Here is a 14498-nt window from a genome sequence, read left to right as displayed (position 1 = left end):
CTCATGAGTGTAACTCCCCAAGCAGTTCCCACGACTCCAAAACCAACAGGAGAAAGTAAGTTTTCTTGGAAAAAAATCTTGCTACCCATAGCAGTTGCATTAGTAGTACTATTCAGCCTAGCGCCAGCCTTATGGCAATTGCTAACCTCGTTTAAAGTTAACGAAGATATTGCCGCCGTTCCTACTGTTTATTTTCCGACGCGATTTACTTTCAATCACTACATTGAATTATTTACTCGTCGGCCGTTTTGGCGCTACATCTTCAACAGTGCTGTTGTATCGATTACTTCTACAGCTTTAGCTTTAGCAATTGGCGCACCTGCGGCTTATGCTTTGGCAAGGTTACGTCCTTGGGGTGGAAGAATTATCCTCGCTAGCATTCTGATCGTGACTTTATTTCCGGGAATTTTGTTGTTCTTGGGACTGTTAGAAATTATCCAAGCGCTGAGACTGGGTAACAATTATTTGGCGCTGATTATTCCCTACACTGCAATTAATTTACCGCTAACAATTTTAGTGCTGAGAAGCTTTTTCGAGCAATTACCCAAAGACTTAGAAGATTCCGCCAGGGTCGATGGCTACAACACCTTTCAATTACTGTGGCAAATCGTCCTACCTATGACTCTTCCCGCTTTGGTGACTACGGGAATTCTCACCTTTATTTTCGCTTGGAACGAGTTTATCTTCGCGCTCACATTTATGACTCGTGAAGAATTGAAAACAATTCCCGTAGCGGCTGCTCAATTGGGTGGTGCATCAGTATATGAAATTCCCTACGGCCCCATCGCTGCTGCAACTGTCGTGGGGACTGTCCCCTTAGTGTTACTAGTTTTGTTGTTTCAACGCAGGATTGTCCAAGGTCTGACCGCTGGCGCTGTCAAAGGATAAGAAAAATGGCTAAACTCGAACTCATAAATTTGAATAAAACCTATAATCCCAAAGTCGTCCCTGTCAAAGACGTTAGCTTAACTGTAGATAACAATGAGTTTCTGACTTTGCTTGGCCCTTCCGGCTGTGGTAAATCTACCGTCCTACGCATGATTGCAGGTCTGGAAGAACCTACGCGCGGTCAAATCAGAATTGGGGATGTAGATGTTACTCATAAACGACCAAGCGATCGCAATATTGCAATGGTATTTCAAAGCTATGCACTTTATCCCCACATGACAGTGTACGAAAACCTCGCTTCTGGACTGAAGCTGAAAAAAGTACCAACCGCAGAAATTAAACGGCGCGTCGCAGAAGTGGCAGATGTGTTGGGATTAGGAGAATTAATCAACCGCAAGCCCGGTCAAATGTCTGGCGGTCAACGCCAACGGGTTGCGGTCGGTCGTGCTTTGGTGCGCAACGCCGATGTGTATTTATTAGATGAACCTTTGAGTAACTTAGATGCACTGCTACGGGAAAGAGTGCGCGCCGACCTCAAGCAGATTTTTGCCGCCCAAAAAGTCCCAGTAGTCTACGTCACCCACGACCAAACCGAAGCGATGACACTTTCCTCAAAAGTTGCATTGCTCAACGATGGCTATGTTCAGCAACTTGACTCACCCGATCGCATCTATAACCATCCAGCTAATCTCTTCGTCGCTGGATTTGTTGGTAGTCCGCAAATGAATTTACTCACTCTACCTTGTCAGGGACGATACGCCATACTAGGTGACTTCCAAGTCCGTCTGCCAGATATCCCAACTGTACCACCGCAAATTGTTCTGGGAATCCGTCCAGAAAATGTCCGCATTGCTCAACCAGGTGATACCCAGACTATCCAAGGGCGAGTGTTTTTAGTAGAAAACTTGGGTATGCATTATTTGGTTAGCGTCAGGGTGGAGGGTTCGCAAACTGAAGCAATTACGGTACGTGCTTTGTTAGCAACAGACCAAAGTTGGAGTGGCGAAGATATTATATTGGCATTACCCCCGGAAGATATTCACTGGTTTGATGTTCAATCTGGCGATGCTTTAGTCAAGAGGCAAATGTTAAATGTGAGGAACTAATACCGCACAATAGAATTCACTCACCTAGTTTTGTGATTGGTATTCTTCATAAATTCTGAGAGCAGCTTCTAGGTATCGATCTAATAGAGAGCGATCGCATAGATCGGGTAATAATAATTCAACAGTCATAGTGGTTTCTATTATTCCATCAAGCTCTTGTCCATCTTTAAAAGCTGAGATAGCCCACCACAGTCGAGCTATGGCAGTTTGTATGTCTTCTCTCTCAGGCGAATACCATATTTCTCGAGCAATTTCATCACACTGTGAAGGAGTTAAAACATTTTGCTCTGACATTGTTTGCTCAATATATTTATTAAGCTTAGAGAGTTTGTCCGATTTAATCTCGGATGAATATATGTGTATGCATTCTACTGCCCATTTGATTGCCAAAGTATAGTGATATTTTTGTAGTTCTCGTGCAATTGGATGCGCCCAAAGTATTCTTTTTTGCGCTATAGTTTGTTTGACATTTTCTATTATTTCTTTCAAAAAACTACTAACCTCTATCGCTCGCCATGTAATTAATAATAAGCGAGCAAATAGCTGTCAAAGCTGCCCAACAACACAATGCTTAATTTGGAAAGTTTGTTCGGTATATCAATTTTTATGGCATTGCTGATTCAAGGGATGATTTAATAATTTATCAAATGCGCCCTCTGCATCCTCTGCCTCCTCTGCACCCCCTGCTTGCCTCAATTTATCTCACTATTCTGCAACGCCTAATTTTTATACACTTCCTTTAAGACAGCCTTTTAGCTTCTACAGTCTGCGGTAATTGTAAGGGTTCTGGTAAATTTGGAATTGCTAGTTCCCAACCGTTTGCTAAAGTAAAAATTTTACCTTCATCTCCCACTGTTTGACTGACGACTTCTTCCTCCAGATCTTTTTTGGCAACATAAACTAATAACTGTCCAGCAGCATTTTGACGCAGCATGATTTTCATTTAATTTCCTCAACAGCTTCTAGTTCTTTTTTGCGACAACCAACAATTAAGCCTTTTTCGATAAAATGCACTGCATAGATATAGGAATTTTGCAAAAACGTGCCAATACTGACGATGTAGCCGATGTCTCCCTTTTTTGCTAGTGTTGCCCCAATTTCTTGACCGGGGTATGTGCCATCGTTGCGGATCAGCTTGCGAGTTCTAACTTTTGAACCAATTTCAAAGGCTGGTGGCAAGTCTAGTTCTAATTCATCTAATTGCATCAAATTACCTCTGGGATGGGACTAAACTCAATAGTTCATGCATATCGAGGCTGCGTTTGTTTTCTATTGATTGTTGCCGCACAGCGTCCAAGATGGATTGAGTTTCATCTGGATTTAAATCGATACCCTGTTGTTGTAACAAGTTAGCTACTAAGTGCCGACCTGAATGTTTACCCACAACCAAGCGCCTTTCCCAACCGACCTCTTCGGGTGCGAATGGTTCGTAAGTCACAGGGTTTTGTAAAACACTGTGAGCGTGAATACCAGATTCATGGGCAAAGGTATTTTCACCAACGATCGCTTTCCAAGGCGGTACTTTGCAACCTGATGCTGTGGCTACCATGCGAGACAGTTCTAACAACCTAGTTGTGTCAATTCCTAAATCGATTCCGTGGATGCGTTTAAGTGCCATGACAACTTCTTCTAAGGCGGCGTTACCTGCTCTTTCCCCTAAGCCGTTAACTGTTGTATTCACCGATAAGGCTCCAGCCTGCAACCCAGCTAAAGCATTTGCTGTTGCTAAACCAAAGTCATTATGGGTGTGCATCTCTACAGGAATTGATAAATACGTCACCAATTGCTTGACTTTGGTGTATGTAGTAAAAGGGTCGAGAATGCCGATAGTGTCGCAAAATCGAAATCTGGACGCACCCCACTCTTGAGCATAAATGGCGACATCTAAGAGAAAACTTTCATTGGCTCTGGAAGAATCTTCACCTCCTACCGCTACCCAAAGACCGCGATCGCGTGCAAAACTAATCGCATCTTTGAGTTTGTCTAACATACAGCGCCATTGTCCGTGAAACTTGGCAGCAATTTGAATTTCCGAAACGGGAACAGATATATGTACGCGCTGCAAACCACAGGCGATAGAAGCCTGAATATCTGAAATTGTCGCCCGGTTCCAGCCTAAAAGTTGCGCTTGCAAACCTAAATTTGAAATTGCAGCGATCGCTTGTGTTTCCACTTCTCCCATTGCTGGGATGCCAACTTCTAACTCGCCTACACCAATAGCGTTTAATAATTGAGCGATCGCTACTTTCTCCTCAATATTAAAGGCAACACCCGCCGCTTGTTCTCCATCCCGAAGTGTAGTGTCATTAATAACGATCGCATTCATATACACAACTTCTCTTGTAGGATTTTAAATTTTTGCTTTTAAGTTCAATGACCGAAGAAAGGCACAGAGCAGGAGGTAAAATAACTTTTGATAATTTTTAATTCATTCTCAACTGCCACACGAGCAATTATTAATTTCCATTGCAAACATCTAATAGTTGTTTGAGTTGGTCGATGGATTCTATTTAAAAAGGCAGTCCCAATATGGGAATAAAAAGGGAGATGAGGCAGATAATATAGAGGGCGTTGCAGAATATTAGGATGAATTGAGGCAAGCAGAGGGAGCATTTGATAAATTATTAAATCATCCCTTGATTCAGCAATGCCAAATAGAGAAATCTGCTCGTCGGAGGCGTTACCATAGGCAACGCCGGAGGCCGACGTTCAGAACTTCGAGGGATGAGAGGACAAGCAGACAAGGCAGAGGACAAATGAATATTGTCTATTGCCTTATTGGCAAATGACAATTTACAACTGACTCTTGCAATAAAGCTATGTGTTAGTTATATCAGGCGGAGGCGATCGCACTATTGCATATATTAGCTTGTACTCAATTACTATCGATCCCGATGCCATCAGAATTTACAAGCTAAAAAAAGTTTTTTTCACGCCAGGGTACTAGTATTTTGAGATGAGAGGTACTGGTATTTATTAGGCTAGAAAGTGAGTTGTTGACTCAAGCTAAACTTTGAACCAAGCGAGACTTGCAGACGCTCTTGTCATAATTTTGTGAATATTTTCCTGTGTACTCATCTGTACTCAGAGATGAAATTTATTGAAAAAAATTTTTCTGTATATCCAGCTACAGTCTACTGTTTTATTGCTAAGTTTCGGAAAAAAATCAGCTTTTACTTTGCGATCGCCTGACCAACAATGCTGCAAAAAGTCTAGAAAACCGTTAGCCTGAGGGGTCAAACCTACCATTTGTTAATAGTATCCTGAGGTTGAGGAAGTTAGTGCGTCTGTATATGTAGACACGATTTTAGATAAAGTTATTTTAAAAATACTTGTTTCAATAAAAAAAGTGTTATTTTAGATACGGAATTGAATTTCGCTAAAAAACTGGAGTAGTCCTTAGTTAATTACTCCAGTTATTTATCTCCAAACTACCTAAGTAAATAGGGCATTTAGGCAGCGAGGAAACACAAACTGAGTACAGATTAGCAAGACCAAAAAACAACTTATATTACGCTCAAACTATTACTAGTATTAGGTTCAAGGCGAGTACATAAATACTTGAACCCCTTCATCATAAATACTCGTAGCCTAACCAAAAAATACTAGTACCCATACCTAAAAACTTTTTGAAAATCTTCTCAAACCTTGGTAATTATAAGGTTCGATTTTTGAGTACAAGCTTAATTAATTTAATAAATTATAAAGAACACTCTCAAGAACCTCTTTTGCAGCGGCTGCTATAAATAAAACATGTAGTGTTAAATACTTAAAGCACTAACAAAAAGTATCGCTAACAACCTAATGCATTAACAAAAACTTGACATTTATAACTATCCAAGGTTGTAGCGATCGGTAATTGAAGATGTGATAGTAGCAAGTCTCGATGAATAGAAGTCACTGCTCTCTAAAGTGCAACGTGACTTTAATTCCAAGCTGAGATTGAAACTCCAGCATCCTCTATCATGCCAGCCCCCAACCCAAATACGTAGCGAAATTCAATGACACCACCTACAGGGCTACTAACTTCTGCCACTACGGAGACAAAAACTCAAGCCAAATCTGGCGGTTGTGGTTGCAGTAGTAAAACTGATGCCACAACTAGCTTAGATGAAAAAATCAAGGCGCGGATTGAGAAACATCCTTGCTATAGCGAAGAAGCACACCACCACTATGCAAGGATGCACGTTGCAGTTGCACCAGCTTGCAACATCCAATGCAACTATTGCAACCGCAAATATGATTGTGCTAACGAAAGTCGTCCTGGTGTAGTTAGCGAATTGCTCACACCAGAAGAAGCAGCACACAAGGTTTTAGTGATTGCTGGAAAAATTCCCCAAATGACCGTTTTGGGAATTGCAGGCCCCGGAGATCCCCTAGCGAATCCAGAAAAGACTTTCCGCACCTTCGAGTTAATTGCCGAGAAAGCACCAGATATCAAACTTTGCCTATCAACCAACGGATTGATGCTTCCCGATTATGTAGATCGAATTAAACAACTGAATATCGATCATGTCACCATAACTATTAATATGGTAGACCCAGAAATCGGCGCGAAAATTTATCCTTGGGTTCACTACAACCGCAAACGCTACAGAGGAATTCAAGGTGTCCGCATTCTGCATGAAAAGCAGATGGAGGGATTGCAGGTTCTCCAAGAAGCAGATATTCTGTGCAAAGTTAACTCGGTAATGATTCCGGGAATTAACGACGAACATTTGGTAGAAGTCAACGAAGTCATTCGTTCCAAGGGTGCGTTTCTGCATAATATTATGCCCTTGATTTCTGCCCCAGAACACGGTACTCACTTTGGTTTGACTGGTCAACGCGGCCCCAATCCTAAAGAATTGAAAGCTGTACAAGATAAATGTTCTGGTAATATGAAAATGATGCGCCATTGTCGTCAATGTCGCGCTGATGCGGTAGGATTATTGGGTGAAGACCGCAGTCAAGAATTTACCAAAGATAAATTCATGGAAATGGCTCCAGAATACAATTTGGAGCAACGCCAAGAAGTCCATGCACAGATAGAGAAATCTCAACAAGAAATCAAAGCTACCAAAGAAAAAGCTGTAGAGACTTTGCAAACAACTGCTCTCAAGAACAGACCAAAAATCTTAGTTGCAGTCGCTACCAAAGGCGGCGGTTTAGTTAACCAGCACTTCGGTCACGCTAAAGAGTTTATGGTTTACGAAGTAGATGGTAGCAGCGCTAAATTTGTCGGTCATCGCAAAATTGACCACTATTGCCAAAGTGGATATGGTGAGGAAGCGACTTTAGACAACATTATTCAAGCTATCTCCGATTGTAAAGCGGTTCTAGTTTCTAAAATTGGTCACTGTCCTCAGGAAGAATTGCAGAAAGCTGGTTTACAGACAGTTGAAGCTTACGACGTAATCGAAAAAGTGGCTTTGGAATTTTACGAGCAGTATATCAAAGGGTTAGAGAAAACTGTTGACCGTTGACTGTTGACCGCTGAAAAAGAGAATCATCATGGTTTACAAGATTACTCGCCAATGTATTTCTTGCGTTAGCGTAGCGAATCCGAAGGAGTCTCGCTGTCGGTCTGTTTGTCCTACTGGTGCTATTAAAATTATCGCAGGCGATCGCTACTGGATTGACTCTAGCCTTTGTACAAACTGTGTTGGTGCTTATGGTGTAGCCCAATGTGCCGCCGAATGTCCGATACAAGATGGTTGCGTAAAAGCACTGACTGATTACTGGGAATCTTGGTTTGCTACTCACGACCGTTTAGTGGCGAAGTTAAAAGGAACTTATCAAGCAGATTACTGGGAACGCTGGTTTAATCTGTACTCTCAAAAACTTTCCGAGCAATTTTCCCAGCGTAAACAAGATGTGATGAGTCTGGAAGCATGAATGTAATTTATTTAGATAATAATGCTACAACCAAGGTAGATGAACAAGTTATACAGGCAATGCTGCCCTACCTCACCGAGTTTTACGGTAATCCTTCTTCGATGCACAGCTTTGGCGGACAAGTAGGAAAAGCAGTCAGAGAAGCGAGAGCGCAAGTTGCAGCTTTGTTGGGTGCAGAAGATTCGGAAATTATCTTCACCAGTTGCGGTACTGAAGGCAATAATGCAGCTATCAAAGCCGCTTTAGCCGCCCAACCCGATAAGCGCCACATTATTACCACTCAAGTAGAACATGCAGCTATCCTCAATGTCTGCAAACTACTGGAAAAACAAGGTTACACAGTCACCTACCTCTCTGTAGACCGCAAGGGTCAAATTGACTTGATGGAACTAGAAGCCTCCTTAACTGGCAATACTGCTTTAGTTTCCACCATGTACGCCAACAATGAAACCGGTGTAGTCTTCCCCATCGAGCAGATTGGGTTGTGGGCAAAGGATGCAGGTGCTATCTTTCATGTAGATGCAGTGCAAGCTGTGGGTAAAATTCCCCTCAACCTCAAGACCAGCAGCATTGATATGCTCACCCTCTCCGGTCATAAACTCCATGCTCCCAAAGGTATGGGTGCGTTGTACGTCAGACGCGGTGTGAGGTTCCGTCCCCTGTTAATTGGCGGACATCAAGAACGGGGACGCAGAGCAGGTACAGAGAATGTTCCCGGTATTATTGGTTTAGGCAAAGCTGCGGAATTAGCTCAGGTACATTTAAAAGATGTGCAACGGGAAAAAGCATTACGCGATCGCCTAGAAAAAGGTTTACTATCTACAATTAATGATACCGAAGTTAACGGTGATATTACGCAAAGATTACCCAACACCACCAGCATCGGTTTCAAATATATCGAAGGCGAAGCGATTTTATTATCCCTCAACCAATACGGTATCTGTGCGTCTTCTGGTTCCGCTTGTACTTCTGGTTCTTTGGAACCCTCCCATGTTTTGCGGGCAATGGGATTACCATATACCACTTTACACGGTTCGATTCGCTTCAGTCTTTCACGTTACACCACTGAAGCCGAGATAGACCGAGTTTTAGAAGTAATGCCGCCAATTGTTGAACGTTTACGCACTATTTCTCCCTTTAATAACGACCAAGCCGACTGGCTGCAAGGAAGGGAAGAGGCTTTGGCTCACTAAGAGAGCAGAGGGAGCAGAGGAAGCAGAGGGGCAGAGGGGGAAGTTTTACTTTATACCTAATGTCGAATATTCAATAATTCATACACAATCTGAAAGCGGTCATGTGGGATTATACTGATAAGGTACTAGAACTTTTTTACAACCCCAAAAACCAAGGTGCAATTGAAAATAGCGATGAATCAGGTGTAGCAGTGGTTTTTGGTGAAGTGGGCAGTATTGCTTGCGGTGATGCTTTGAGACTGCACCTGAAAATAGAAGTAGACAGCGATAAGATTCTTGATGCTCGGTTTCAAACTTTTGGCTGTACAAGTGCGATCGCATCTTCTTCGGCTTTGACTGAGTTAATTAAAGGTCTTACCTTAGATGCAGCGCTGAAAGTCACCAATAAAGAGATTGCTGAATACTTGGGTGGATTACCAGAAGCCAAAATGCACTGTTCTGTGATGGGACAAGAAGCGTTAGAAGCAGCAATTTTCAAATACCGGGGTATTCCTGTAGTTGCCCATGACGATGATGAAGGTGCTTTAGTTTGTAGTTGCTTTGGCATTAGCGAAGCCAAGGTTCGCCGGGTAATTCAAGAAAACAACCTCACCACTGCGGAACAGGTAACAAGCTATATCAAGGCTGGTGGCGGTTGCGGTTCTTGCCTTGCTAATATCGATGACCTAATCGCTACGGTGAAACAGGAATCAGCTGTTGGTACTAGCTATAAAATCAGCACTCAAATTGCGGCAAATATTGCTACTACTCAAGAGCAATCCCCACGAGCGCTAACCACAGTCCAAAAAATCGCCTTGATTCAAAAAATTCTCGATGAAGAAGTTAGACCACTACTAATTGCTGATGGCGGAGATATTGAACTTTACGATGTCGATGGCGATCGAGTGCAAGTAGTATTGCAAGGTGCTTGTGGTTCCTGTCCTAGCAGTACCGCTACCCTGAAAGTTGCCGTTGAAGCCAAGTTACAAGAGCGTGTTAGCCCAAGCTTACGAGTAGAAGCTGTTGACCCATTATTCAGCCTTGCTAAGGGTCGTTAGAAATTACCACTTAACCAAATATATGCAATCTATCTCTATTCCCGAACCAAAGGTGTTAGGGCGAGCGCCACCAGCGACGTTCTTACAAGCGATCGCAACCAAACAACTAAGCGATCGCACTCTCAAACCCAGACCACCAAAAAACCTCAACCACCAAACTTATTGCAGGACAAACAACAATGACTGACAACATTAGACAAATCGCATTCTACGGTAAAGGCGGTATCGGTAAGTCTACAACCTCTCAAAACACGATCGCTGGTTTAGCACAAATGGGCGAACGGATCATGATTGTAGGTTGCGATCCTAAAGCAGATTCCACCCGCCTGATGTTGCACAGCAAAGCTCAAACCACCATTCTGCACCTAGCTGCTGAACGCGGCGCAGTTGAAGATTTGGAACTCGAAGAAGTATTGCTGAATGGTTACTTGGGTGTCAGATGCGTAGAGTCAGGCGGCCCTGAACCCGGTGTAGGCTGCGCTGGACGCGGTATCATCACCGCCATCAACTTCTTAGAAGAAAACGGTGCTTACGAAGACTTAGATTTCGTTTCCTACGACGTATTAGGTGACGTTGTCTGCGGTGGTTTCGCTATGCCAATTCGCGAAGGTAAAGCACAAGAAATCTACATCGTTTGCTCCGGTGAAATGATGGCAATGTATGCTGCTAACAACATTGCTAGAGGTATTCTCAAATATGCTCACTCTGGTGGCGTGCGCTTGGGTGGTTTAATCTGCAACAGCCGTAACGTTGACGGCGAAGTTGAATTAATTGAAGCATTGGCTGCGAGACTCAACACCCAAATGATTCACTTTGTTCCCCGTAACAATGTGGTGCAACATGCAGAACTGCGCCGGATGACTGTAATTGAGTATGCGCCAGAACATCCTCAAGCTGAAGAATACCGGATTCTCGCTAAGAAAATCAAAGAAAATACCAAGCTGACAATTCCTACCCCCATCTCTATGGACGAATTGGAAGACTTGCTCGTGGAATTCGGTATTCTCGGTGGCGAAGAAGAATATCAAAAAGCGATCGCTCAAGACGCTGGTAAAGCAGCCGCAGTAGTCTAATTGCTGCGATCGCAGTGTGATGGTGTCACGATGTCGCCAGAGTTCGTTAATGGAGCGTTCTCCACATTAATTAACCGATAATTCACAGACTTCCAGCCATCTAACCACCATCTCACTTCCTCCCTGCCACGATCCCCGCACCCACTTTGCAACTCCCTCATCCCCATAGAATTATGACACCTCCTGAATCCGCTACTTTGAGCAAACCAACGCCAGTTGAAGAGAAGAAAGAACTTATTCAAGAGGCTCTAGAAGCCTACCCTGAAAAATCGCGCAAAAAGCGCGAAAAACACTTAAACGTTTACGAAGAAGGTAAATCTGATTGCGGCGTTAAGTCCAATATCAAATCCATTCCCGGTACAATGACCACCCGTGGTTGCGCCTATGCAGGTTCCAAAGGTGTGGTTTGGGGCCCCATCAAAGACATGGTTCATATCAGCCACGGCCCCGTTGGTTGCGGTTACTACTCCTGGTCAGGTCGGCGTAACTACTACATCGGTACTACTGGTATCGATTCCTTCGGCACGATGCAGTTCACCTCCGACTTCCAAGAACGGGACATTGTCTTTGGTGGAGACAAAAAGCTTGCTAAATTAATCGATGAGATTGAAGAACTGTTCCCCCTCAATCGCGGTATCTCCATACAATCCGAATGTCCCATTGGTCTAATTGGTGACGATATCGAAGCCGTAGCTAAGAAGAAATCCAAGGAAACTGGTAAAACTGTTGTTCCTGTACGTTGCGAAGGCTTCCGGGGTGTATCCCAATCCCTCGGTCACCACATCGCCAACGACACCATCCGCGACTGGGTATTCCCCAAAGCTGACAAAGCCAAGAAAGAAGGCACTCTCGGATTTGAACCCGGCCCCTACGATGTAGCCATTATCGGGGACTATAACATCGGTGGTGATGCTTGGTCTAGCCGCATCCTGTTAGAAGAAATCGGCTTGCGGGTTGTCGCTCAGTGGTCTGGCGATGGTACGCTACACGAGATGATGCTCACCCCCAGCGTGAAACTGAACCTAGTTCACTGCTACCGCTCCATGAACTACATCTCGCGCCACATGGAAGAAGCTTATGGTATTCCCTGGTTAGAATATAACTTCTTCGGCCCCACCAAGATTGCGGCATCTCTGCGAGAAATTGCTGCCAAGTTTGACGAGACAATTCAAGCGAAAGCAGAAGAAGTTATTGCCAAGTACGAAGCTCAAACCAAAGCTGTACTCGAAAAATATCGCTCCCGCTTAGAAGGTAAAACAGTCGCCCTCATGGTTGGTGGTTTGCGTCCCCGTCACGTTGTTCCAGCCTTTGAAGACCTGGGTATGAAGCTTATCGGTACAGGTTATGAATTCGGTCACAACGACGACTATAAACGTACTACCCACTACGTAGAAAATGGCACTTTAATTTATGATGACGTATCTGCCTATGAATTTGAGCATTTTGTGAAAGCACTCAAGCCCGATTTAATCGCTTCCGGGATTAAAGAGAAGTACGTCTTCCAAAAAATGGCGCTTCCCTTCCGCCAAATGCACTCATGGGATTATTCTGGGCCGTACCACGGCTACGACGGATTCGCTATCTTCGCCCGTGACATGGATCTCGCTCTCAACAGCCCCACCTGGAGCTTAATCGGCGCGCCTTGGAAAAAAAGTGAGTGAAAAAGCTATGAGTTTTGAATTTTCTAGCATTCAAAACTCATAACTAGACATCAAAATTGTTGTTTTCTCAGACCTTGAACTGATTACTTTCAAAGCTTGAAGAACTATTATTATGGCACAAAACGACATCAACAAAATCAAAGACCACGCCGAACTTTTTCAGCAACCGGAATACCAAGAGCTATTTCAAGCCAAGAAAGAGTTTGAATGTGGGCATGAATCTGAAGAAGTTACCCAGATGGCTGATTGGACAAAAACCTGGGAATACCGCGAAAAGAACTTTGCCCGCCAAGCGTTGACTGTTAACCCAGCGAAAGCTTGCCAACCTCTAGGCGCAATTTTAGCTGCTGTTGGTTTTGAAGGTACGCTACCTTTTGTACATGGTTCTCAAGGTTGCGTTGCTTACTTCCGCAGCCACTTCACCCGCCACTTTAAAGAACCGTTTTCTGCCGTATCCTCCTCAATGACGGAAGATGCAGCCGTATTCGGTGGTATGAAGAACTTAATTGAAGGTTTGGCAGTTTCTTACAACCTGTATAAGCCGAAAATGATCGCTGTCTGCACAACTTGTATGGCAGAGGTAATCGGGGATGACTTGCAAGCTTTTATTAGAACTTCTAAAGAAGAAGGTGCGGTTCCCGAAGAATTCCCCGTTCCCTATGCTCATACCCCCAGCTTTGTCGGTTCCCACATTTTGGGTTACGACAACATGATGAAGGGGATTTTGTCGAATTTGACAGCAGGTAAGAAGAAAGAAACCACCAACGGCAAAATTAACTTTATTCCTGGGTTTGAAACCTACATTGGCAACCTGCGGGAAATTAAGCGGATTGCTAATGTGATGGGAATTGAGTACACCTTGTTAGCAGATAACTCCGAATACTTGGATTCTCCGAATAACGGTACATATAATATGTATCCAGGTGGAACTAAGCTAGAAGATGCGGCTGATTCGATTAATGCTGAAGCGACGATCGCACTCCAAGCTTACGCTACTACCAAAACTCGCGAGTACATCGAACACGAATGGCATCAAAAGACTTACGTTAACCGTCCTGTGGGCATTCGCGGTACTGATGAATTCCTAATGAAACTGTCGGCGTTAACTGGTAAGCCAATTCCCCAAGAATTAGAAGATGAACGGGGACGCGCAGTGGATGCGTTAACCGATTCGCAAGCATGGTTACATGGCAAACGGGTTGCTATGTATGGCGATCCCGATTTGGTAATTGGTTTGACACAATTTTTATTAGAAGTTGGTGCGGAACCAGTTCACATCTTGGTTAGCAATAGTAACGAACATTTTGAGGCAGAACTGAGAGCATTACTCGACTCTAGCCCATTTGGTCAAGGTGCAACAATTCATGGTGGACGCGACTTATGGCACATGCGTTCTTTACTATTTACCGAACCTGTAGACTTGCTCATCGGCAATTCCTACGGTAAGTATCTCTGGCGCGACACCAAAACCCCATTCGTGCGGATTGGCTACCCCATATTTGACCGCCACCACCTGCACCGCTACGCCACCTACGGCTACCAAGGTACAATCAACCTACTCAACTGGATTGTTAACACACTCCTAGATGAGTTGGATCGCAACACCATTATTCCATCTAAGACCGATATTTCTTACGACTTGATTCGATGATAACTGGGCATG

General features: G+C 43.8%; 14 protein-coding genes. 10 read left to right on the top strand and 4 right to left on the bottom strand.

Features of this window, described 5'->3' with window-relative positions:
- Positions 1 to 3: 3 nt before the first annotated feature.
- Entirely contained in the window at positions 4 to 888 is an 885-nt protein-coding gene (locus tag AACU33_RS21455) for a carbohydrate ABC transporter permease (protein WP_096590570.1), read from the top strand.
- Positions 889 to 893: 5 nt separating this feature from the next.
- On the top strand, positions 894 to 1994 hold the full coding sequence (locus tag AACU33_RS21450; RefSeq protein ID WP_096590569.1) for an ABC transporter ATP-binding protein: 1101 nt from the start codon (positions 894 to 896) through the stop codon (positions 1992 to 1994).
- A 24-nt stretch (positions 1995 to 2018) separates the two neighbouring features.
- On the opposite strand, the gene AACU33_RS21445 is transcribed toward AACU33_RS21450, so the two are convergent.
- The 4 genes from AACU33_RS21445 to nifV form a co-directional block, all read right to left on the bottom strand.
- Positions 2019 to 2483, bottom strand: a complete 465-nt coding sequence (locus tag AACU33_RS21445; RefSeq protein WP_096590568.1) for a hypothetical protein — start codon at positions 2481 to 2483, stop codon at positions 2019 to 2021.
- Between the two features lie 250 nt (positions 2484 to 2733).
- Positions 2734 to 2937, bottom strand: coding sequence for a putative nitrogen fixation protein NifT (nifT, locus tag AACU33_RS21440; protein WP_096590567.1), 204 nt, complete (start codon positions 2935 to 2937; stop codon positions 2734 to 2736).
- On the bottom strand, positions 2934 to 3200 hold the full coding sequence (locus AACU33_RS21435; protein WP_096590566.1) for a nitrogen fixation protein NifZ: 267 nt from the start codon (positions 3198 to 3200) through the stop codon (positions 2934 to 2936). The genes nifT and AACU33_RS21435 overlap by 4 nt, the downstream gene beginning before the upstream one ends.
- 4 nt (positions 3201 to 3204) lie before the next feature.
- Complete coding sequence (gene nifV / locus AACU33_RS21430) at positions 3205 to 4320, bottom strand: homocitrate synthase (protein ID WP_096590565.1); 1116 nt, start codon at positions 4318 to 4320, stop codon at positions 3205 to 3207.
- 1675 nt (positions 4321 to 5995) lie between these two features.
- Here nifV and nifB point away from each other — a divergent pair.
- The 8 genes from nifB to nifK all read left to right on the top strand — a co-directional run bounded on the left by nifB (position 5996) and on the right by nifK (position 14486).
- Entirely contained in the window at positions 5996 to 7459 is a 1464-nt protein-coding gene (gene nifB, locus AACU33_RS21425; RefSeq protein WP_096590564.1) for a nitrogenase cofactor biosynthesis protein NifB, read from the top strand.
- Between the two features lie 28 nt (positions 7460 to 7487).
- The gene (locus AACU33_RS21420; protein ID WP_096590563.1) at positions 7488 to 7871 is read left to right on the top strand and encodes a ferredoxin; all 384 of its coding nucleotides are present in this window, start codon (positions 7488 to 7490) and stop codon (positions 7869 to 7871) included.
- A complete protein-coding gene (gene nifS / locus AACU33_RS21415) occupies positions 7868 to 9064 on the top strand; it encodes a cysteine desulfurase NifS (RefSeq protein WP_096590562.1) in 1197 nt (398 codons plus the stop codon). Before AACU33_RS21420 ends, nifS begins: the two co-directional genes overlap by 4 nt.
- Positions 9065 to 9165: 101 nt before the next feature.
- Positions 9166 to 10101, top strand: coding sequence for a Fe-S cluster assembly protein NifU (nifU, locus tag AACU33_RS21410; RefSeq protein ID WP_096590561.1), 936 nt, complete (start codon positions 9166 to 9168; stop codon positions 10099 to 10101).
- Between the two features lie 22 nt (positions 10102 to 10123).
- The gene (locus AACU33_RS21405; RefSeq protein ID WP_339376194.1) at positions 10124 to 10288 is read left to right on the top strand and encodes a hypothetical protein; all 165 of its coding nucleotides are present in this window, start codon (positions 10124 to 10126) and stop codon (positions 10286 to 10288) included.
- Positions 10281 to 11174, top strand: coding sequence for a nitrogenase iron protein (gene nifH / locus AACU33_RS21400; RefSeq protein ID WP_096590560.1), 894 nt, complete (start codon positions 10281 to 10283; stop codon positions 11172 to 11174). Before AACU33_RS21405 ends, nifH begins: the two co-directional genes overlap by 8 nt.
- A gap of 173 nt (positions 11175 to 11347) precedes the next feature.
- The gene (gene nifD / locus AACU33_RS21395; protein WP_096590559.1) at positions 11348 to 12835 is read left to right on the top strand and encodes a nitrogenase molybdenum-iron protein alpha chain; all 1488 of its coding nucleotides are present in this window, start codon (positions 11348 to 11350) and stop codon (positions 12833 to 12835) included.
- Between the two features lie 112 nt (positions 12836 to 12947).
- A complete protein-coding gene (gene nifK, locus AACU33_RS21390; RefSeq protein ID WP_096590558.1) occupies positions 12948 to 14486 on the top strand; it encodes a nitrogenase molybdenum-iron protein subunit beta in 1539 nt (512 codons plus the stop codon).
- Positions 14487 to 14498: the final 12 nt, after the last annotated feature.

Origin of the sequence: Calothrix sp. NIES-2098 (genome assembly GCF_963875125.1) — a bacterium.
In the GTDB taxonomy this organism is placed as follows: domain Bacteria; phylum Cyanobacteriota; class Cyanobacteriia; order Cyanobacteriales; family Nostocaceae; genus Aulosira.
The sequence above is the reverse complement of the archived record's forward strand: the minus strand, read 5'-3'. Positions and strand labels throughout refer to the sequence as shown.

What these genes read in the sequence shown, in the direction of transcription:
- AACU33_RS21435 (WP_096590566.1), bottom strand. Translation starts at nt 3,200, where the DNA reads ATGCAATTAGATGAATTAGAACTAGACTTGCCACCAGCCTTTGAAATT.
- nifH (WP_096590560.1), top strand. Translation starts at nt 10,281, where the DNA reads ATGACTGACAACATTAGACAAATCGCATTCTACGGTAAAGGCGGTATC.
- AACU33_RS21450 (WP_096590569.1), top strand. Translation starts at nt 894, where the DNA reads ATGGCTAAACTCGAACTCATAAATTTGAATAAAACCTATAATCCCAAA.
- AACU33_RS21455 (WP_096590570.1), top strand. Translation starts at nt 4, where the DNA reads ATGAGTGTAACTCCCCAAGCAGTTCCCACGACTCCAAAACCAACAGGA.
- AACU33_RS21405 (WP_339376194.1), top strand. Translation starts at nt 10,124, where the DNA reads ATGCAATCTATCTCTATTCCCGAACCAAAGGTGTTAGGGCGAGCGCCA.
- nifD (WP_096590559.1), top strand. Translation starts at nt 11,348, where the DNA reads ATGACACCTCCTGAATCCGCTACTTTGAGCAAACCAACGCCAGTTGAA.
- nifU (WP_096590561.1), top strand. Translation starts at nt 9,166, where the DNA reads ATGTGGGATTATACTGATAAGGTACTAGAACTTTTTTACAACCCCAAA.
- nifT (WP_096590567.1), bottom strand. Translation starts at nt 2,937, where the DNA reads ATGAAAATCATGCTGCGTCAAAATGCTGCTGGACAGTTATTAGTTTAT.
- nifB (WP_096590564.1), top strand. Translation starts at nt 5,996, where the DNA reads ATGACACCACCTACAGGGCTACTAACTTCTGCCACTACGGAGACAAAA.
- nifK (WP_096590558.1), top strand. Translation starts at nt 12,948, where the DNA reads ATGGCACAAAACGACATCAACAAAATCAAAGACCACGCCGAACTTTTT.
- AACU33_RS21420 (WP_096590563.1), top strand. Translation starts at nt 7,488, where the DNA reads ATGGTTTACAAGATTACTCGCCAATGTATTTCTTGCGTTAGCGTAGCG.
- nifV (WP_096590565.1), bottom strand. Translation starts at nt 4,320, where the DNA reads ATGAATGCGATCGTTATTAATGACACTACACTTCGGGATGGAGAACAA.
- nifS (WP_096590562.1), top strand. Translation starts at nt 7,868, where the DNA reads ATGAATGTAATTTATTTAGATAATAATGCTACAACCAAGGTAGATGAA.